The 18,358-nt window shown below is 65.4% G+C and carries 16 protein-coding genes; 2 read left to right on the top strand and 14 right to left on the bottom strand.

What is annotated here, in order from left to right; all coding sequences use genetic code 11:
• Positions 1-6 precede the first annotated feature (6 nt).
• Both CK215_RS07490 and CK215_RS07485 read left to right on the top strand, forming a co-directional pair.
• Positions 7-432 carry a DUF6484 domain-containing protein gene (locus CK215_RS07490; protein ID WP_095830526.1) on the top strand — a complete coding sequence of 142 codons (426 nt, stop codon included), beginning with the start codon at positions 7-9 and terminating at the stop codon, positions 430-432.
• Positions 432-1,502, top strand: a complete 1,071-nt coding sequence (locus CK215_RS07485) for a HEAT repeat domain-containing protein (protein ID WP_095830525.1) — start codon at positions 432-434, stop codon at positions 1,500-1,502. Before CK215_RS07490 ends, CK215_RS07485 begins: the two co-directional genes overlap by 1 nt.
• A gap of 2 nt (positions 1,503-1,504) precedes the next feature.
• On the opposite strand, the gene CK215_RS07480 is transcribed toward CK215_RS07485, so the two are convergent.
• From CK215_RS07480 to CK215_RS07415, 14 genes are read right to left on the bottom strand one after another with little or no spacing between them, the layout of a single operon-like run.
• A complete protein-coding gene (locus tag CK215_RS07480; RefSeq protein WP_095830524.1) occupies positions 1,505-2,344 on the bottom strand; it encodes a hypothetical protein in 840 nt (279 codons plus the stop codon).
• Positions 2,345-2,360: 16 nt separating this feature from the next.
• The gene (locus CK215_RS07475; RefSeq protein WP_095830523.1) at positions 2,361-3,407 is read right to left on the bottom strand and encodes a PAAR-like domain-containing protein; all 1,047 of its coding nucleotides are present in this window, start codon (positions 3,405-3,407) and stop codon (positions 2,361-2,363) included.
• 10 nt (positions 3,408-3,417) lie between these two features.
• Positions 3,418-4,425: a hypothetical protein gene (locus CK215_RS07470; RefSeq protein ID WP_095830522.1), complete on the bottom strand. Its 1,008-nt coding sequence runs from the start codon at positions 4,423-4,425 to the stop codon at positions 3,418-3,420.
• Complete coding sequence (locus CK215_RS07465; protein WP_170950243.1) at positions 4,422-5,510, bottom strand: DUF2169 domain-containing protein; 1,089 nt, start codon at positions 5,508-5,510, stop codon at positions 4,422-4,424. Before CK215_RS07465 ends, CK215_RS07470 begins: the two co-directional genes overlap by 4 nt.
• A 16-nt stretch (positions 5,511-5,526) precedes the next feature.
• Positions 5,527-6,066, bottom strand: coding sequence for a type VI secretion system-associated protein TagF (gene tagF / locus CK215_RS07460; RefSeq protein ID WP_095830520.1), 540 nt, complete (start codon positions 6,064-6,066; stop codon positions 5,527-5,529).
• Positions 6,048-9,590, bottom strand: a complete 3,543-nt coding sequence (gene tssM, locus CK215_RS07455; RefSeq protein ID WP_095830519.1) for a type VI secretion system membrane subunit TssM — start codon at positions 9,588-9,590, stop codon at positions 6,048-6,050. The genes tagF and tssM overlap by 19 nt, the downstream gene beginning before the upstream one ends.
• Positions 9,590-10,924: a type VI secretion system protein TssL, long form gene (gene tssL / locus CK215_RS07450; RefSeq protein ID WP_095801005.1), complete on the bottom strand. Its 1,335-nt coding sequence runs from the start codon at positions 10,922-10,924 to the stop codon at positions 9,590-9,592. The genes tssM and tssL overlap by 1 nt, the downstream gene beginning before the upstream one ends.
• Before the next feature lie 4 nt (positions 10,925-10,928).
• Positions 10,929-12,263 (bottom strand): type VI secretion system baseplate subunit TssK, encoded by a 1,335-nt coding sequence (gene tssK / locus CK215_RS07445; protein WP_066989073.1) that lies wholly within the window; start codon positions 12,261-12,263, stop codon positions 10,929-10,931.
• 37 nt (positions 12,264-12,300) lie between these two features.
• Complete coding sequence (gene tssJ / locus CK215_RS07440) at positions 12,301-12,753, bottom strand: type VI secretion system lipoprotein TssJ (protein WP_066989071.1); 453 nt, start codon at positions 12,751-12,753, stop codon at positions 12,301-12,303.
• 3 nt (positions 12,754-12,756) lie between these two features.
• Positions 12,757-14,205, bottom strand: coding sequence for a type VI secretion system-associated FHA domain protein TagH (gene tagH / locus CK215_RS07435; RefSeq protein ID WP_095830518.1), 1,449 nt, complete (start codon positions 14,203-14,205; stop codon positions 12,757-12,759).
• Positions 14,202-15,284 (bottom strand): type VI secretion system baseplate subunit TssG, encoded by a 1,083-nt coding sequence (gene tssG / locus CK215_RS07430; RefSeq protein WP_095830517.1) that lies wholly within the window; start codon positions 15,282-15,284, stop codon positions 14,202-14,204. The genes tagH and tssG overlap by 4 nt, the downstream gene beginning before the upstream one ends.
• Positions 15,248-17,125 (bottom strand): type VI secretion system baseplate subunit TssF, encoded by a 1,878-nt coding sequence (gene tssF, locus CK215_RS07425; RefSeq protein ID WP_095830516.1) that lies wholly within the window; start codon positions 17,123-17,125, stop codon positions 15,248-15,250. Before tssF ends, tssG begins: the two co-directional genes overlap by 37 nt.
• Before the next feature lies 1 nt (position 17,126).
• Positions 17,127-17,879: a type VI secretion system baseplate subunit TssE gene (gene tssE / locus CK215_RS07420; RefSeq protein ID WP_067327620.1), complete on the bottom strand. Its 753-nt coding sequence runs from the start codon at positions 17,877-17,879 to the stop codon at positions 17,127-17,129.
• Positions 17,866-18,315: an Hcp family type VI secretion system effector gene (locus tag CK215_RS07415; RefSeq protein WP_170950255.1), complete on the bottom strand. Its 450-nt coding sequence runs from the start codon at positions 18,313-18,315 to the stop codon at positions 17,866-17,868. Before CK215_RS07415 ends, tssE begins: the two co-directional genes overlap by 14 nt.
• Positions 18,316-18,358 lie beyond the last annotated feature (43 nt).

Raw genomic sequence — 18,358 nt, 5'->3', positions numbered from 1 at the left:
ACGACGATGAGCAAGCTCAAGGCGAAGATCGACGGCGTTGTGATCGGTGCTTTTCTGGGATTTGGGGAAGATGCACCACTGGTCGTTTTTCCCGGCAATCCTGAGAAGACAGCGTTGCCTGCTCGCACTCTGTGCGAATTGTCGTCGGACATGATCGGCCGTGACGTGGCATTGCTGTTTCAGGAAGGCAATCCACGCAAGCCGCTTATTGTCGGACGCATTGTCGAGCCAAGCCGCTCCAAAACTGACCCACATGTTGTCCGCGACGGACAGCGAGTTCGGATCATCGCTGAAGATCATTTGGAACTGAGGTGTGGCAAGGCGACGATTCTCATGGAAGCGGACGGCCGCATCACAATTCGTGGCGCTCACATCACCAGCCATGCCAGCGGCGCGCAGCGCATTCGCGGCGGCTCGATCAATCTCAACTGATGGCTTCGGCAGGCGAACAGCTCTTCGTCCCGGCGCGGCGCGTCGCGGTGGAGGCTGTGCGCCAGCACGTCGAGCAGGCCGCGTTTCTATGGGCACAGCGGGACAGCTGGGGCCAGGAGGATCCGCCGGACGAGACAGTGATCAGCGAGATCGGTGATCGCATTGAGATCAATCTGGATGGTCTGCGGATCGCCAGCGCGGCCGCATGGCCGGCAGCCGAACGACAGCTCGACGATTTTCCCGAAAAGGGCGAGTTTTTCGTCATCGGCTGGATGGCGATCGAGCAGGGCGACGCTAAGCGCATCGACCAGACCGTGGCGGCGGCAAAAAAGCTCGACGAGCGACGCGGGCTTGTCGGTGCGCTGGCCTGGCACCAGCCGCCGAGGATCGGTCACCTCGTACACGACTGGCTGCTCGCGCCGGACGCGTTCAAGCGCTATTTGGCGGTGGGCGCCTGCCTTGAGCACGGCGTCGACCCCAGGCAATTGCTTCATCGCTTAGTCAATGACCCCGATGCGACGACGCGTGCATTCGCCTTGCGTCTGGCCGGCCGACTGAGACGCGCGGATCTGGCGCGCGAGATGGCGGCGGCGCTGGAGTCGGAAGACGAGATCGTGCGGCTATGGGCCGGATGGGCTCTGACACAACTTGGCTCCGGCGATCTGGCGCGGGTCGAGTTGCGCAAGGCCGCTGTCGCCGGCGGACCCGACGCGCTGATTGCCTTGCGGGCCGCGATCGCGCCCGGCCCCGAGAAAGACGTGCGCGCCTGGATGGGCGGGCTGATGCAGTCCGCCGCCACCGCGCCGCTCGCGGTGCGCGGTATTGGCATGCTGGGCGACCGCTCGATTCTGCCCTGGCTGATCGAGCGGATGAAGGAGCCCTACGTAGCCGTCGCTGCATGCGCAGCTTTTCTGGAGCTTTTTCCCGAAGCGCGAGAGGAGACGAAGCTGTTTACGGCCGATCCGACGGATTTGGGACCGGCGTTTGCAGAGTTTTTCGATGATGAGGTGGTCGGCGTCGCTGTCCCGGATCGAGTGGAATCCTGGTGGGCTCAAAACCGCGTGGTGTGACCCTAAGGTAGAATCGGATGGCTAAAGAAGTAGCGCTGCCCGGGCTGATACTTTCCTCGTGGATTGCCGTCGAAGAATTCCTCCAGAATGGCCATGATGGCTAGACGGTCTGGACGCCCCAATTCATTAAAGAACGAAGAACAATTCACGCCCGTATTCGCTTCAAATATCAGCCTGCCGCGATAAAACCGCTCGCTCTGCAAATTTCCGTTCTCCGCCTGGGCCAGCATCCGCGTTGCGAGTGTTACGACATCGAACGTCTCGCTTTCGAATACTTTGGTCCCTTGAACTGAACGGGAGAGCGCGTCTCGCAGGGGTGCAGCAAGATTCACGATACGCTGATGCTCAATTTCGGCGGCTCCGCCGCCGAAGATCTCCTTGTTTGCGGCCTCCAGCAAATAAGAAAGCTCACGCAGCGTCTGATCCCCATCCTCCTCCGGGTCCGTGCAGCGCCCGTATATCTTCAGCAGCGGGTCGACCGCGCGCAGGTCGCAGGACAGCCCAAGCAAAATCGACATATTGTACCGAACCCACGGTGTGTCGATGCGTTCCTGAAAGACACTCAGCGCTTTCTGCACATGTTCCCATCTGCCAGCAGACGCGATAATGTTGACTCCCGCCGACCAGATCAAGCTTTCAGTATTGCGCATGAGAATTGGAGCGACGTGGTACGTCTTGGAGAAATCACCCTGTCTGCAGAGCAGATTTATGGCATAGATCCGCTGCCAGTCGGAACCCTGCACGATCGGCTTGACGTCAGTCAGTTCGTTGGATTCTTCAATGAAGAATCCGAGAGCCAGCGGCCGGAACGGCTGATCGGAAGCGAAACTCTCTTGTGTCAAACGCCAATCCTCGCTCTCAGACCAGACTGTTGGTTCCGACCTCAAGATCGCTCTGCAGATCCTCGATTGTCTGGCACTCGGGACCACCCATCATATTTTCCGGGACCACATTGTTCGGGTCATTGCATCCGCCAGCCTGTTTCGGTGTAATATGATTTCGAGACGTGCCGGCCACCGCTGGAGTTCCGGTTTTCGCTGACCAAACTGCATCGATGCGCATCTTCTTTGCATGTCCAAAATCTTTGGCGCACAGACCTGATGTCGTCAGAACATCGCCAGGATTGTCCGGGTCTGGATGTCGTTTACCTGGCGGTATCTCGAAATGGATGGCGCAACCACTCGTCTCACTGGGATGGACGTTGTTGCAGCCGGCCCCTCCGGAGCGACTGTTCGCTCGTGCCGCGCTTTTCGCCAACACGAACTCCTTGAATTTATTCTCCATTGCGGTCTTGTTTGCGCCTGGCGGCAGCCGATCGACGCGTGATTGCCAGAATTCCGTTGATGTGACCGCCTTGTAAGGCTTCTTTGGGGTTTCAGTGCTGTCCGGATCGCGCTGCCACTCATGCAACGCATCGCCGCAGCAAGGGCAAACACCGACGTCGATGGCATATTGCGAATCGGCGAGGTTCTGCATTTCCAACGACACTAGTGGTGCGGTCGTGGTCGCCGCCGAAGCATGATTGCTGGTTGTTATGTCGAAATGCCGGCAGACATTCTTGTCTTCGAACTTGACGTCCATGCACCAGGCCTGGAAGAACGTTTTGCCGGTGATCTGATGCGTGACGACGTTGGCGCCGAAGGTGCGCGTCGCGGCCTCGTCGCCGAGCACGGATTCCTTGTAGTAGGATTTCTGCGCCAGGGCGGCGCCCTCGCCGCCGATCTTCACGGTGCTAGAGCCAGACTTCAAATTGTTGGAAAACGACGTATCCGGGTACGGGATTGGAATCGGGCCGGCGGGCGGCGACGGCGGCGACATGCACACATCCGGAAACCGTGCGATGGACTTGTTCATGCCGTTCTCGGCGGCAATTTCCCACATTCCGGCGAAGACGTTCTTGGTCAACTACCCCTCCTCATGCCGAGACGATTGCTGCGGCGCGGCCGCCGAAGGCCATTGAGCTGCCATGCAGCGCTGCTAACGCGCCAGGGGCGTAGTTACGGCTGAAAGCCTGCTCCGCCCATGCAAGCTGGATCAGCCCCGCGGCCGCCCCGGTGTCGCCGATGCAGTCGGCAGCATGCCACACCGGTTGTTCCGGCCGCGACTGGCGCATGTTGCGCATCTGCGCGATGACAAGTTCCTCAAAGGCGTAGGATTCGCCCGCCACGTCGCTGAAGCGGAAGGCCACCTCGTACATTTCGGTGCGCGCCTCGGCGAGCGCCGTCTTTAAAGCGCCTGCCAGTCCGTTGGCGCGGAAAGGCTCCTCGCTGATCGCGGTCGCAGTCTCCGCGCCAAGCCCCAGGCCGCGAACCGCAACATGGTGCGGCGTCATCGGACGACGGCTGACGACCGCCATGCATGCGGCCTCGCCGGGGATCAGTCCGTCCGTCGTCACGCTCGTCTTCAGCCGCATATGGCGGTCGAGCCATGCCAGCGTGCGTGAGTCGATGAGGCTATCGATCGCAAGGACAATGCATGCCGGAGCGCCCTCGTCGAGCATCTTGCGCGCCTGCATCAGCGCCGCGAAGGCGGCAGGCTGGCCGGCTGCGATATGCGCCGTGCGCCGTTCGTTCACCGCCGAGCCATCGGGAAAACGCAGGTCCGCGAACATGCCGTTCAGCGGCGCGCCTGGCGTTTCCTTCTCGCGGCTGCAAAGGATGAGCGGCATCTGCACCCAAGGTAGCGCCGCTCCGATGTCGGGTTCGATGTGTTCCAATACCAGACGCGCAAGCGTGCGCAGGCGCTCACGCCCGCGTCTGGACGACGCAATGGCGTCGACGCGCGCACCGCGGATCGGCACCGCCATGCGGTCGCGATAGTCGAGTTCCTCGAACGCTGCGATGCCGGCCCGCAGTGCCGCGCAGGTCGCGGCGGCGGTGTAGCCAACCGGCGAAACGAGGCTGACGCAGCTGACGACCGTCATCGGCGTCGGCCTCGCACCTTGGAGAGCGCGGCGATCGCCTCGCCAAGGCCGGCATAGTGCGGCTTGACCGCAGGCTCGTTGGGCGGCGGCCCCACCTGGACCTGCTGCAGCCGCACGAATTTGCGCGGCAGCTTCACTGCCGCCCGCCCGACCAGCACGATCTTGCCTTCATGCGGGATCAGATTGAGCGTATCGGGTTTCACGAACTTGTGCTCCGTGTGATCGTCGAACATGAATCTCAGCGGCACCTTAAGCGACGGCAGCTTGACCTTGAACCGGCCCGACGCGTTCATGTTTACGCACCCGAAAATCGTTCCCTCGCTGAGCTTCTCGAGCCATTGGTCTTCCGGCGCCGCCTGAAAATAGCGGTCATCGAAATCCTGCGGCAGGAATGGCAGCACGTTCTCCATCCAGTTTTTGTCGTAGGTGCCGGTATAGCGAGCGCGTTCCTTCGCAAAGCGCGGTACAGGGCCGAACCCGACGGGATGCGGCCGATCGTTCCAGATGCGCATCCGCGATTGCGGGTGCTCGACACATGGCAGCGGGGTGCCGTCGATATTGCCCTGACCGGCAAGGTAGCCGCTGCCGATCGGGTTGACGGCGTCGCTGCGATGCTTCGCTGGGTCGGAATCCGTGCGATCGGTGCCGCCGAAGGCAAGGTGCCATGCCAACGGCATTGAGGTGAAAGGGGTCGGCCGCGAAGCCTGAATACCCAGCCCGCCTCTGAACCAGCGCCGTTGGCCGGTAACCACCGCGCGCTTGTCTAATCCGGGGCCGACCAGGCGTACTTCGACCGATTCGGCCTGCCGCCCCTGTGGGGCCATCGCCACCGCGTCGAGTAGGACCTCGCATTTGGGCTTGACGGGAGCGAAATCGGTTTCGACGCGGATGGAGGTGAATTCCGGATCGCCGTAATGGGTATCAGCGTAGACGAAGGGCGACTGCTGCTTGCTCGGTGTGCAGTTGCCTTGCTCGTCGACGTCGTATGTCGCTCGCACGACGAGAACGCAGAACTTCGCGCAATGCTTGTCCTGATAGGGAAAAGTCTCCGCGAGAAACGGCGTCGTGTTTTGACTGACGAACATCAGACTTGTCCCTGCATCAGCTCGTCTCCCAGCTAGCGGCGAAGATCCGCTCCACCGTCTTTTGCGGCGCCTGCGGGTCGACGTCGAAGATGTCCGTGCGCGCGGTCCACATGACGAGGTCGTCGATGACATTGCCATCCTCATCGACTGCCGGCGCCGGCAGGGCGCCCAGCGCGGCATCCAGTTCGTCGGGCGTCAGCTCGCCCCGTTGCGCGGCGAAGGCCGCTTCCTCGATGCGGTCGAACCAGGCATCCGAATAGGCCAGCCTGAGCGGCGCCTCGGCAAGCCGTGCGACGACGCTGAGCGGGAACTGTCGGCCGACCTTGTCGGCGCTCTGCACGATGACGCCGGCCGAGGCGCCGAACGAGGCGGGGCCGGCGAGAAAGCGCAAGGCAGTGTCCGTCTGCCACGCATCATGGCCAAACAGCGGGACGATCTGCTGCGCCAGCCAGCGGTCCCAGACGCGCACGAAATCGCCCGGCAGCCGCCGCGTCACGAAATCGCCGGTGGCGGGCATCTTGCCGTAGAAGCCGGTGCTCATATCTGCGGCGGACATGTGAACTTCTTGAACATCTCGAGTGTGTAGGGGTTCTCGACGCTGGCCGCCTTGAGCTCGAAATCGGCATACATGCCTTTCGTGCCGAGGCGCAGGCTATAGACGTCGGATAGGTTGGTTCCGGCGAACTTGCCGCCGCGCAGCATCCTCAGCCACGCCCAGCTGCCGGTCTCGTTGAGCATCACCTCGGGCGAGCCGTCGACCGGTTGGAACGCAAGCGAGATCACGCCGGTGCCGTCCTTGCCGGGCCACGTCATCGGCTGCGGCCGGGTCGCGTTGTTGTAGTAGACGAGGTTCTGGCCATCGAGGTTGAGCGTCACCCGCGCCACGTTGGGCGACAGGTCCTTTGGCTCCAGCGTGAAGTTCATCACCGGGCCGGTGCCGCCGGGAAACAGGTCGTCGCGGATGTGCCGTGCCTGCTCGAACGCCGCCAGCGCGGCCGCGTCGAGGCCGAAATCGGCGCGCCATTTCCACGGCTGGCTGGCGGTGTCGACATAGTTGATCAGATGGTCGTTGATGAAGGCGTCGATCAGGCCGGCGGGGCCGAAGAGGCGCTGGAAGTCGCGCACATTGACGTCGACCGCGCTCTCCGGGCTGAACGGATAGCGGTTGTTGAGCGCCGCCTGGCAGAAGGGCAGGATGTCGGCGCGCCAGATGGCGTTGAGCTCGTTGGTGACCGCCTTCTGCGACAGGCCGCTGGTGTCGCCGGCAATCCCGCCCAGCCAGTCGTTGATCGGCGAAGGCAGGATCTGCGCCTGTCTAGCGACCGCCCCCGTCAGCTCGGCCAGGCCGCCCTGCTTCTTGATGGCGTCCTGCGGGTCGGGGTTGGCCGACACGGTCTGCAGCACATTGGACAGCGCCGTCAGCGCCACCACGGCTGCCTCGAGCGCCGGCGGCTGGCCGTCCACCTCGGCGATCGTGCCCTTGAGCGGCTTGAAATGTTCGGCCACCAGGCTGCCGGTCATATCGACCTGCTCGGCCGAGCCCGCGCGCGGCAGTAATTTCGCTCCCGTCTTCACGACCTTGCCGAGTTTGCCGAGCTTGGAGAGCAGCTTCGAGCCGCTCTTGGCGGCGGCGCCGTTCTTGTCATCAGCCGGCGCCTCGTCGGAACGGGTGAGATCGAGTTCCTGCACGACCGCGGTGAGGAGGCGTTTCAACGCGGAATCGGCGCTCGAAAGGTCCTTGAGATTTTCGCTTGCGACGTTGAGGTCGGTCAGCGGCGCCAGCCGCATGTCGCGCAGGAAGCTGTCCCACTGCGAAATGTAGTCGTCGTAGTAGAGCTTCAGAATGTCTTCGGACAGCGCCGACACCGAGGTCTCGGCATTCTCCGAGCAGCCGCCGGCAAATACCGCGCGATCGAGCGCCGCCTGCGCCGCCACATCCTCGACGCGATCGAGAACGGCGTCGTGGAAGCCGGCATAGGTGTAGGCGCCGGGAACGCCGACGCGCAGCGTCTTGGCGGAGCGGCGCGCGAACACTTTGGCGCCGTTCGGGCCGGCGAAATTGGCCGGCACCCATTCCTTGACGGCTGCCACTTCCGGATCCGCGAGCAACTGCTTGTAGGCGCGCTCCGGCAGCGAGATGGTGCACACCGTCTTCAGCGCCTCGGCCGCCAGCTCCTTGTCCGGGGCGATGTAGCTGTCGTCGACCGCCATGCGGCGGATCGCGGCAAGCTGGTGCTGTTCGGCGTCGGCGGTCGGGAAGGGCGGGGCGGGCGCGAATTCCGGCAGACTGTTCACCCACCAGTTCTGCACGAAGTCGGTGTCCATTTGCGACAGGCCGGTCATCATGCGATAGGTCTTCAGCGCGCCGAGCATGAAATCCGGATCGCGGATCTGCCGCCACATCGTGGCTTCGAGCAGCGCCACCATATGCGGCTCGAGCACGTTGCGCAGCGCGTGGTCGTAAGTGTCGGTCTGGGCGCGCACGAGCTCGGCCGAAGCGGTCGGGCCGAGCAAATTGTGGACAGCATCCGGCGGTGCGGTGCGCGCCGTCGCCACCGCGTCCATCGCGGCCAGCGCCCCATCCATCGTCGGCTGCTCCACCGAAGCCGGCGTGGCGGAGACGTCGGTGAGCGGCGCCTGCAGCGCCTCGAACTGGCCGGCCTGCTCGGTGATCGCATTGCGGTTGTCGAGATAGGACCAGGTGAACAGCCCGCCCGCCAGCAGGGCGGCAAGCACGCAAGCCGCGGCCGCGCCGCGCCAGATCCAGGCGCGGCGGCGCTGCGCCAGCGCATCGAACGTGCCGAGACCCGCTTCCTTGAAGATGACCTCGGTCAGGAGATTGCGCAGGAAGAAGCTGCGCTTCTCGACGCGCGGCGCCAGCATCGCGCGACGCGGCGGCAGCCCGAAGGAGGAGGACAGCGCCGCCGTCAGCCGGTCGATCGGCGCGCCTTCCTGTGTCGCCGAGGTCAGATAGAGGCCGCGCAGCCAGGCGGCTTCCTCGTAGCGGCTTTCGCCGAACATCGCCTCGATCAGCACCTGGATCGGCTCGGAGAGGCTGGCGAGCTGGGCCGGGAAACGGAAGATTTCCGCGCGCGATCCGAGCTTGTCCTCGTCCTCCAGACGCGGCACCAGCCGCCGCTCCAGCTCCGTGGCAAGCGCGGCGAGCTCTCTTTCGATGGTCTTGGCGTCGATGCGGGCATCGAGCGGAAAGGTCGTCCCCCATACCTGCTCGCGGGCGGCGGTCGAGAGACCGCCGAAGAAGGCCTCGAAGCCCTTGATCAGGTCGGCCTTGGTCAGCATCAGGTAGACGGGAAGGCGGATTTCGAGGCGGTCGTTCAGCTCCGCCAGCCGGCGGCGGATCTTGCGGCCATGCGCCTTGATGGCTTCGTCGCCTTCCGAAAGCGCATCGATCGACAGCGCGACGATGACGCCGTTGAGCGCGCGGCGGCCACGATGCTTCTTGAGAAGATCGAGGAAGCCCAGCCATTCCGTCGCGTCGACATCCGGCTGGCTCTCCTGTTGGACATAACGGCCGGCGGTGTCGATCAGCACCGCATTCTCCGAGAAGAACCAGTCGCAATTGCGCGTGCCGCCGACGCCCTGCAGATCGTCGGTGAGATCGATCGGGAAGTTGAGGCCTGACTGTCGCAGCGCCGTGGTCTTGCCCGTGGCCGGCGGTCCGACGATGACATACCAAGGCATCTCACGCAGGAATTTGCGACCGCCGAGCTTGCGTCGCTTGAGCTCCGCCATCACCTCGCCGAATTTGGCGCCGACCGCGGCAACGCTTTCCTCGCCAGGAGTGAGCTGCTTTTCCGCCACGGGCGCGGCGATCTCGGCGACGAACATGCGGTTGGCGCGGATCGCGCGGCGCTGCGCGATGATCAGCCAAATCAGCCACAGGATGATAAGCCCGGCGATGATGGCGATGCGCACATTGTCGGAATCGAACGGCGCATACGGGCCGACCTGGACGATCGGGCCGAACACCCAGATCAGCAGCGAAAGCAGCGCGATGCCGATCAGCGTCCAAAGGAAGCGCGAAGTGAGAACCGCCCAGAGGAAGCGCAGGATGAACATCAGAGCCTCTTCTCGACCAGGACCTCGACGCGGCGGTTGAGCGCGCGGCCCTCGCGCGTCGAGTTGTCGGCCACCGGATCGGTCTCGGCGCGCCCTTCCGAATGAATGCGCTCCTGCGGCACGCCGGCCTGCACCAGAAGGTTGGCTATGGTCTCGGCGCGCGCTTCCGACAGCCGCTGGTTCGACGAAAGCGGGTTGGATTTCTGCAGGCGCACATTGTCGGTGTGGCCGACCACCGTGACGTTCCCGATGAGTTCCTGATTGGCGAGGATCACCTTGGCGATCGATTCGATCAGCGGCTCATAGCCCTGCGTGAGTGTCGGCCGCGCCGACTGGAACAGTTCGGGATTGGAAGACTGGATGACGAGCTTGGCCAGCGACACGCTCTCGGTCCCGCTCAGCGCCGGCTTGAGACCATCCGGCGCCTCGGCCTTGAATTCAGGCAACAGCGCAAAATCGACCGGTTCCGGCTGCGGCGCCTCGGGTTCGGGCGCGTCGACCTTGGGCGCGGCGCGGGTGACGTCGCCCCGCGAGGGCGGCGGCAAAGCGCGGACCAGGGCGGAGAGCTCGACCGCCTGGCTGCTCAGCCCCATCGACAGGCCGACATAAGCGGCGGCGGCGATGACCACGGCCGCCAGCGCCATGACCCAGATCGGCACAATGAAGCGCTGCGGCTCGTCCGAGGCGATCACGCCCTTCCAGTTCGGCGACAGCGGCGCATCTTCGGCATCGGCATTGCGCAGGAAGCGCGCCGCCGCCACGCGAACGGCGTTGAGCGAGCGGTCGCCGGCGCGGCCAGGCACGCGATATTTGCCGCGGAAGCCGAGAGCCAGGCAATAATATTGCAGCTCCAGCATTTCGCGGTCGCGGTTCGGATGCCGCTCCAGTTCGTCGAGCCGCGAGAAGAACTGCGTGCCGGCATCGACGTCGCCGCGCAGCATCACTACCAGCGGCTGGCGTGGCCAGGCGCTGGCGCCGCCCCAGGGCGTGTTGAGCGCGAGGTCGTCGAGCAGGGCCGCCACCGCCCAGGCGGCCTGATCGGCCCGCTCCAGCGACGAGCCCGCGGCCATCGCGGCATCGCGTGCGCGCACGAGCTCCTCGAGCAGGCGCGTGCGCAGCACTTCCGGGTTCTCCGGCGCCAGCGCGCTTTCCAGCTCCGGCGCGAATTCGAGCAGCGGCGCGAAGCTATTGATCAGCACATTGGGATGGGCGCGCGCGCGCTTCACCGGCGCGCCCGGCGCCAGCGGCGCCATCGGCCGGGGCGAAGCGCCCGTCAGCCTGATGCGCGTGCGTTCGCGATCCTCCGACAGTCCGAAAGGATCATCCCGGCTCATGGCCTCACCTGTTCACCGAATAGCAGTCGACCTGCGGCTCGCTTGGCAGCACACCGGAAACGCCGATGACGAAACCGGGGGCGTCGAGCAGCGAGGCCCAATGCTCGCTCTTCTGGTCCAACTCCAGGCACAGCCGGTCGCCGTCATAAGGGATCTCGCGCGGCTGCGAATGCAGCGGCTTCAGCGGAATGCCGGGCAGGCGCGACTTCCACAGCCCCTCGAACTGGTCGGCGGACCCGACGGTCGCCTGGTTGACGAAGATCTTGCGCAGCGCGTCTTCCGACAGTTCGGAGCCGACGCGGATGACGATGCGGCTGGCCACCAGAAGCTTCGGGTTGTCGATGCGCACCTTCCAGACATTGGTGGCATGCCGCATGACCGGCAGCGCGCGCGATTTCGGCTCGATATACCGCAGGCTGAGGATCAGCGAGCGCAAGGCGTCCGCCAGGGCCATATAGGCAGGGCCGGGCGCCATGTGGTCATAGGCCGGCAGCTCGCCGAGCCGGCGCGAGCTGGAGCCATAAGTCGCCATTTCGCCGGCGAGGCCGGCGAGCTCGAGGTAGAGCTCGGCCGGATGGAAGACATCTTGCGCCAGCATGTGGGCGAGCCGCGGCTTGGCCGCATTGGCAAGGTGGAGCATCAGCAGGTCCTCGACGCTGCGGCCGGGCCCGCCCATCACCATCTTGCCATGCGCTTCGGCGATCTGGTCGAGACCGGTGACGACCTCCTGCAGCAATTGCCGGTACCAGGCGACCGCGCCTGTGATCAGCGTCGGCGGCAGGAAGCTCTCGTCGAGCGAGACGCCGCCGTCGGCCCGCACGCCCTTGATGTCGGCGACCGGCAGCGCGGTGTAGCCGCCGACCGATTTGCCGGGCGCAAGCAGCATCGCCTGCGGGCGGGCGATCTCGATCTCTTCCGGGTCGGCGCCGCCCTGCACGGAATCACGCACCGACACGATCCTGCCGTGATAGCGCGCGCCGGTCGACGCGGCATGCGCCGGGTCGAAACCGACGCCGCCGGGCGGCTCGAGCGGCAGCGCGACCAGCACCGGCCCGGCGCCGGTGTCGGCCGTGACCGGCAGCGGTTTCGGCGCATCCATCATTTCCGGGATGGAAAAGGGCGTGCCGTCGGGGAAAATACCCCGGGCGGATACGATAGAAACCTGGCCTGCATCGAGCAGCGATTGATCGAGCGTCAGCTGCTGGAAGCCGAACGTATGGAGCTGGCCGGCCTGCAGCGCGCCCCGCACCATCGCCTCGAAGAACCGGTCCTGCTGCTGGAAATGCTGGGTTCTCAGGAAGAGCCCCTCGGACCATAGCACCCTGTTTGCGTCGCTCATGCCGCTGCTCTCTGCACTGCCAACTTCTGTCTCGCCGTCAGGCGGAAATACCGCCGCCGCCTAGCGTGACGTTGATGGTGAATTTTGATCCCGCCGACACCGACTTGGTCGTGCGCCAGTTACGTCCGCCGGGTTCGCGGATCAGCGCGACGAAGCCGAGCGCCGTCGCGTTCGGTTCGACCGTGATGGTCTTGGCCGCCGTCTTGCCCGGTGCGACGGAGATCGAATCGGATCCGATAAGGTCGGCCCCAAGTGCGGACCCCGCATCGCCCTGCAGCGCGAAATAATCGGCCGAATTGAACTTGCCGGTGCTGGCAAGCCGCATCACCAGCACGGTCACCGGTCGATCGCCGCCGCCGGGTCCCGGATTCATGCCGGCGCCACCGGTCACGTTGACCGAGATAACCGATGGTTTCGGCGGGCCGCTCTGGCAAGCCGCAAGCAGCCCCGTCGCGCCGAGGGCAACGATGAATTCGCGTCGATCGATCATGTCCTACTCCTCTTCGTATGCATCCCTGAAGTCTGCGCCGATCTCGCCCAGGAAACTCGATTCCGCGCTTTGGGCGATGTCGCGATGGCGTTTCTGGTAAAGCTCCCACAGCTTGGCGTTGCGGCCGCCCGCAAGCAGGTTGCCGATCGCGGAATTGGATTTCAGCTCTTCCTCGATCGTCGCCGGATCGAACCGGTCGATCATGCGCCGCAGCGCTGCCTGAACGCCGCGCCAAGCGCGCACGTGGTGCTGCGCGAGATCCTTCACCGCATCGCCGATCGCCGCCTCGCCGGAGAGGAAGCCGGGGCTGCGCTCCGAGATTATGGTGACGATGACATCCTCGACCGTCGGCAGGAATTTGAGCGGGTTGACCTCGGAGGCGCCGACCACCGTCTGGGCAACGCGCGCGCTGCCCTTTTCCTCGGCGCGCTTGCGCAGAAGCTGCATCAGGCCGTCCAGCATCAGCCGGTACTCGCGCCCGAATTTTTCCATCTCGGCGATCGCGTCGCGCCCGAGAAAATCGGCCTCCTCGACCCCCATGCCGCGCAGGAAGGCGGCGCGCAGCGCCATATCGCCGGGCACAGGCTGAGCTGCACGGGACGGCCTTGGCGCGGGAGCCGGGCGCGGCGGAGGAGGCGGCTCGGGCGTGCGCGCCGGCAAGTCCCGCGGAGGAGCGACCTGCGGCTTTTCGGCCGGCTGCTCGCTGCGACGGGCCGTATTCGCGCCGTTGGCGGAGGCAGGCGTCGCGGCTGGGCCGAAGCCGAAGTCGTCGAAGCCGGCCGGTTTCGGCGCCGGCTGCGCCGTATCGCCGCGCGCGGGCATGTCGCCGAAGCCGAACGGATCGGACCGGCCAGTTGCCGAGTCGTCGTCCGAGGCCGGTGTCGCCACCGGGTCGAGGCTGAATGGGTCGTCGAAGGCAGGCGAACTGCGCTGGTTCGAGACGCGGTCATACGCGCCGGGCACAGGCTGCTCGAACGGGTCCGGCAGATCGGCCGGCCGCGGCCGCCGCGGCTCCTCCTCGACCTTGGCCGAAAAGAAATCGTCGCCGCCAATGCTGGGCGAAGATCGCGGCTGAGGCGCCGACCAGGCGGCGGCGGAATGGTTGGCGGCCTCACCGACCGAAGTTTGGCTCGCGCTTGGCTGGACCTCGACATAGAGCACGTAGTCGCCCAGTCTCAAACGCATGCCGCTTTGCAGCCGTGCCGACCTGCCGGTGCCGAGCGGGCTGTCGGAATCGTCGATGAACAGCCCGCTGCTCGACGTATCGGTGACGAAGTAGCCGTCGCGGCCGCCGCTGATCTTGCAATGGGCGCGCGACACGAACATGTCCGGATCATCGATCTGCCAGCCGGCATCGGCGCTGCGCCCGATCACCAGCTCGCCTTCGTCCAGCCTCGTCTGCCTGACCACCTGGGAGCGCGGGCCTTGTTCCAGCGTCAGCAGCAGGCTCATGCGGCCGCCTCCGCCATTTCCGGCCGCCAGCCGACGATCGTGCGCAGCTTGAGATCGTCGGCGTCTCCCTTCTCGGCGGGGCGCGCAAGCCAGGAGGTTCGGCCGAGCTGGACGGTTCCGATCTTCGGCGGCGGCACGGCGTCGCGCGCAAGCACGATGCGCAAATCGATGTCCAGCGCTTCGCCGATCATGTCGCGCACCGCTTTCTTGAAGAGGGCGAGGCGCCGCTCTCCGGGCAGGAACGACTTGAAGGCGTCGAGATCGAGCGGGCCGACGCGCAACTCGATCCGGCTCTGGCGGCTGAAGACGCGCGGGCCGATCGTCGCCCCGCGCCCGAGCGCCGCATAGGCCTTGCCGACGCGGCTCTGCAGTGCCGCCGGTATGGTGATCCAGGAAGCGACGAACTCCTTGATCTCGACCGGCACCTTGAAGGCCGTGGCAAGAAACAAGGTCAGCCGTTCCGGACCGTCGACCTGGCGGGCCAGCGAGCCGGCCTGGCGCAGCCGCACCGCGTCGAGTTCGGCATCCTGGGTGCCGGGAAGGCCGATCCCCGACATTGCTTCCAGCATGGCGCGGACGCGCCCGCCGACCGAGCGCTCGACCTGCACCGCCGGATGAGCGTCGGCCCAGGCGCGATAGTAAAGCGCGATCATCCGATGCTGCAGGATGTTGACGAAGTCGACGAAGGTTGTGTCGCTGGTCTGCTCCGCTTGCGTGCCGGTGAACCAGCGCTGCGACAGCCGGTCGAGCACCCAGCGCGTCAGATGCAGCGGCATCGGCCCTTCGGGCCCGAGCAGTCCGAGATTGGCGACGGTCACCCGCGCCGGAGCCTTTTCGCCCGCCTCCTGGAATTTCATCACGTCCCTGGCCGAGAAGCTCAGGCGGACATGCTGGCCGAGCCGCGCCGGCTCGCGATTGGCCTGGCCGGAATAGCCGAACAGCCCGCCCCTCTGCTCCAGCCGGCGCAGAAGCTCGAAGAAGTCAAAGCTTTCCGACAACGCCCCGATTCCGTCTGAGACGGCTTCGCTCACGGCGGGCCGCGCTAGATCAGGTAGCGATTGCCGGGCGTCATCGGCCATGGCACATCCTCCTGCTTCTGCAGCAGCCGCGTGCGTGTCCGCACGAAACCGTTTATCCCGGCATGGCGGGCAAACAGCCGCGCCAGCAGGGCCGAAAGCAAAAGCGTGCTTTGCCCCGCCAGCACCGACTGGTCGACATGCAGCGTCACTTCCGTGCCCCGCCCGAAGCACATCGGCCCGTCGATCTTGAGCCGCTCGATCACCGGGCGCGAGTCGATGCGGGTGATCGAATGCACGTTGCGGGCGAGGCTCGGGTCGCCGCGGTCGGCATAAAGATCGAGCAGCGCGTGCAGCGGATCGACGCCGCGGCCTTCCTTGGCGAGACTCAAGAAGTTGAGCGAGAGCTGCGCCACCAGCCGCCAGGCAAGATTGTCGGCGCGGGATTCGCCTTCGGCGCCCGCCGGCAGCGACGCCGGGATCGACGGCTGGGGCGGCCGCAGCGCGCCGAGCAGCCTGACAGCCTCCACCGGGTCCGCCGTCTCCAGCGTCAGTGTCGGTGTGTCGTCGAGGATCGGCAGGTCGCGATTGGTGCAAAGCGCCATGATGTCGAGGCGCTTGAGCGGCCGGTTGGCCGGGCTGCCGGCCGGGCGCGACACCGAGAGGAAAACGTCGTCTCCCGTGTAGGAGGTGCGGGTCAGGCCGTCGCGACGCTCATCTTCGGTGGCCCTGCGAGGGCGCCGCTCGGTCGAATAGACCCAGCCGCTGCCGCGGTTCTGCCCCAGGCTGAAAAGCTCGGGAATCTCCGCCTCGCTGCCCTCCGCGTCGGCATCCTCCACTCGGGTGACGCGGAAGATCTCGAAATCGCGCGCTCTGGTTCGATCGGCATGCAGCACTTGTCGTGTCCTGCGCGGATCGATCTCGATGACGTTGCATTCGCGCTCGAAGAGATTGATCAGCGGCGTCACGAAGAGCTCGAAATCGGCCGGCGCAACGTCGGCGAGCTCGGGCACCGGGCGGCGGAACAGGAAGATGATCTCCATCCCCGCCTCGCATTGGCGCACCACCGGCTGCAGGCCGGCGACCCGCACATAGTGGAAGCGTTCGGGGATCATGAAATACTCGCGCAGCAGCCGGTAGCCCTCGAAGGTCGGGCGGGTGCGCGGCATCAGCGCCTCATCGTCGCGGATGCCGACCATTTCGGGCTCGGGCAGCGCGGCCGATAGCGGATTGGTCTTTCCTTCCGCCCGCGCGCCGACGGCCGAGCAGGCCCCGAAGATCGCGTCGAACAGGAGCGGCGCCTTGGTGCGCCCGGCGAAATAGAGATCGAGACGGTCGAGCGACAGCTCGCTGAGCTTGCCCTTTCCGGTGCGCGCAAGCGCGACGCGCAGCGCTGCCTCGCCGCGCGCGCCGCCGACTGGGCCGATGCCGGCGGCAGCCAGCGCGCTGCGATCCTGGAAATAGCTGACGGAGGTGATCGCGATCGGCCATAGCGTGATCTCTTGCGCGGTGCTGAAGGTTGACCGCGTCGACAGTCCCGGATGCAGGCTGGAGACCAGTCGTGTGCCGCGCGCGACTGTATGGCCGGCGATCATCGACTGCACCTGCTGGCCGGGTTTCAGCACCGCCATCGCCGTTGCCGGCGCCGGCGTGACCAGGTCCGGGTAAAGCACGTCGAGCACGGCGCGAGAGAAGCGCGAGCGCTCGGCGTCGACCTTCAGCCGCGTGCGCGCGGCAAGGAAGGCCACGCCGTCGAGCAGCCGTTCGACATAGGGGTCCGGGCAGGGGACGGTGTCGAGGGAAAGATTGCGGGCGACTGCCGGATGCATATCGGCGAACTCGGCCGCGAGCGCCCGGATATGGGTCAGTTCTTCTTCGTAATATTCGACGAAGACCCGATCCATCTCAGGTCTCCCGGAATTCGGTTCGCGCCAGGCCGTTGTCGAGATTGATCGTGGTGCGCAGCCGCATGCGCTCCGGCGTCGGCGTCATGATCAGCACGGCGTCGATCTCGATCTTCAGGCCGACGCTCTTGTCGCCGAGGGTGACATTGACCGTCGTGGCGCTTTCCTTGAGCCGCGGCTCGAAGGTGGCGAGCACCGCGCGGATCTCGCGCGCCAGGGTATCGCGGTCGAAGTCCCGCGAGGAGCGGCCGGAGAAGGACGGCACGCCGTAGTTCACGACGCTGCGGCGCACCTCCGGAAAGTCGGCAAGCGACGGCAGCTCGTCCAGGGGCTGTTCGTGCTCGGCATCGGAAAGCATCGGAACGGACTCGAAGCGCTCGGTGTTGAACAAGGCTTCGATGTCGCGCCGGACGGCTTCCCTGAGCACCCGCGCCGACACCACCACGCCGCGGCTTTCGATCTCGGCGCGATGTTCGGCCTGGAACACCAGACGGTGCAGGCGCCGCTTTTGGTCGGGGGTGAGTTCCGCATCGGCATCGATGGTGCGTGCGCTGCCGGCAAGAAGAGCCTCGACGCGCTCGGCGCCGAGTTCTTCTTCCAGCAGGCGACGCAGCCCCTCGATCTCCGACGTCAGCCCGGGCAGGTCGTTGATGAGGCGGTCCCAGAGGGAGGGCTGGACCGCCTCGCGCTTTGCTCGCGAACTGCCGGCGAGCTGCGCCCTTGCGCCGGGCCTTTTGGCCTCACTTGCCGACATAGACATCCATTTCGATCTCGTCGTCCTTGTCGTAGACGAATTTGATCTTCTTGTAGGCGAAGCTCACTTCTTCCTCGATCAGGTCGGCCTCGTCATCGGCCTGCTTCATGTCGTATTCCATGATCGAAGCGTCGGTGAGCGTCACCACCAGATAATCGCTGGTCTCGCCGTCGATGGTGCGGCGCGCCGAAAACACCACTTCGTCGAGCGCCTTGTTGTCGAACAGCGCCTTCTTCAGGTAAGGAGACGCCTTGTCGTAATGCTTGGTGAACTTGATCATCCCCAAGGATACGCGCCCGCGGCGCGAGAGCGAATTGGGATCGTAAGGCGCGATCATCTTGTAGTCGACGCCATGGACTTCGATCTCATCTTCGTGGCCGTCGCGCACGCTGGGCCCCTTGATGTCCGGAACTTTCAGGAAACCATCGATCTTCATTGAAGGCATTGTCTTTCTCCACCGCTCTCAAACCAAACAAGAT

Origin of the sequence: Mesorhizobium sp. WSM3864 (assembly GCF_002294955.1) — a bacterium.
Taxonomy (GTDB): domain Bacteria; phylum Pseudomonadota; class Alphaproteobacteria; order Rhizobiales; family Rhizobiaceae; genus Mesorhizobium.
Note: the sequence above shows the minus strand (reverse complement) of the source record. Positions and strands in the feature narration are given on the sequence as shown.

What these genes read in the sequence shown, in the direction of transcription:
- CK215_RS07490 (WP_095830526.1), top strand. Translation starts at nt 7, where the DNA reads ATGAGCAAGCTCAAGGCGAAGATCGACGGCGTTGTGATCGGTGCTTTT.
- CK215_RS07485 (WP_095830525.1), top strand. Translation starts at nt 432, where the DNA reads ATGGCTTCGGCAGGCGAACAGCTCTTCGTCCCGGCGCGGCGCGTCGCG.
- CK215_RS07470 (WP_095830522.1), bottom strand. Translation starts at nt 4,425, where the DNA reads ATGACGGTCGTCAGCTGCGTCAGCCTCGTTTCGCCGGTTGGCTACACC.
- CK215_RS07465 (WP_170950243.1), bottom strand. Translation starts at nt 5,510, where the DNA reads ATGTTCGTCAGTCAAAACACGACGCCGTTTCTCGCGGAGACTTTTCCC.
- tagF (WP_095830520.1), bottom strand. Translation starts at nt 6,066, where the DNA reads ATGTCCGCCGCAGATATGAGCACCGGCTTCTACGGCAAGATGCCCGCC.
- tssM (WP_095830519.1), bottom strand. Translation starts at nt 9,590, where the DNA reads ATGTTCATCCTGCGCTTCCTCTGGGCGGTTCTCACTTCGCGCTTCCTT.
- tssL (WP_095801005.1), bottom strand. Translation starts at nt 10,924, where the DNA reads ATGAGCCGGGATGATCCTTTCGGACTGTCGGAGGATCGCGAACGCACG.
- tssK (WP_066989073.1), bottom strand. Translation starts at nt 12,263, where the DNA reads ATGAGCGACGCAAACAGGGTGCTATGGTCCGAGGGGCTCTTCCTGAGA.
- tssJ (WP_066989071.1), bottom strand. Translation starts at nt 12,753, where the DNA reads ATGATCGATCGACGCGAATTCATCGTTGCCCTCGGCGCGACGGGGCTG.
- tagH (WP_095830518.1), bottom strand. Translation starts at nt 14,205, where the DNA reads ATGAGCCTGCTGCTGACGCTGGAACAAGGCCCGCGCTCCCAGGTGGTC.
- tssG (WP_095830517.1), bottom strand. Translation starts at nt 15,284, where the DNA reads ATGGCCGATGACGCCCGGCAATCGCTACCTGATCTAGCGCGGCCCGCC.
- tssF (WP_095830516.1), bottom strand. Translation starts at nt 17,125, where the DNA reads ATGGATCGGGTCTTCGTCGAATATTACGAAGAAGAACTGACCCATATC.
- tssE (WP_067327620.1), bottom strand. Translation starts at nt 17,879, where the DNA reads ATGTCGGCAAGTGAGGCCAAAAGGCCCGGCGCAAGGGCGCAGCTCGCC.
- CK215_RS07415 (WP_170950255.1), bottom strand. Translation starts at nt 18,315, where the DNA reads ATGAAGATCGATGGTTTCCTGAAAGTTCCGGACATCAAGGGGCCCAGC.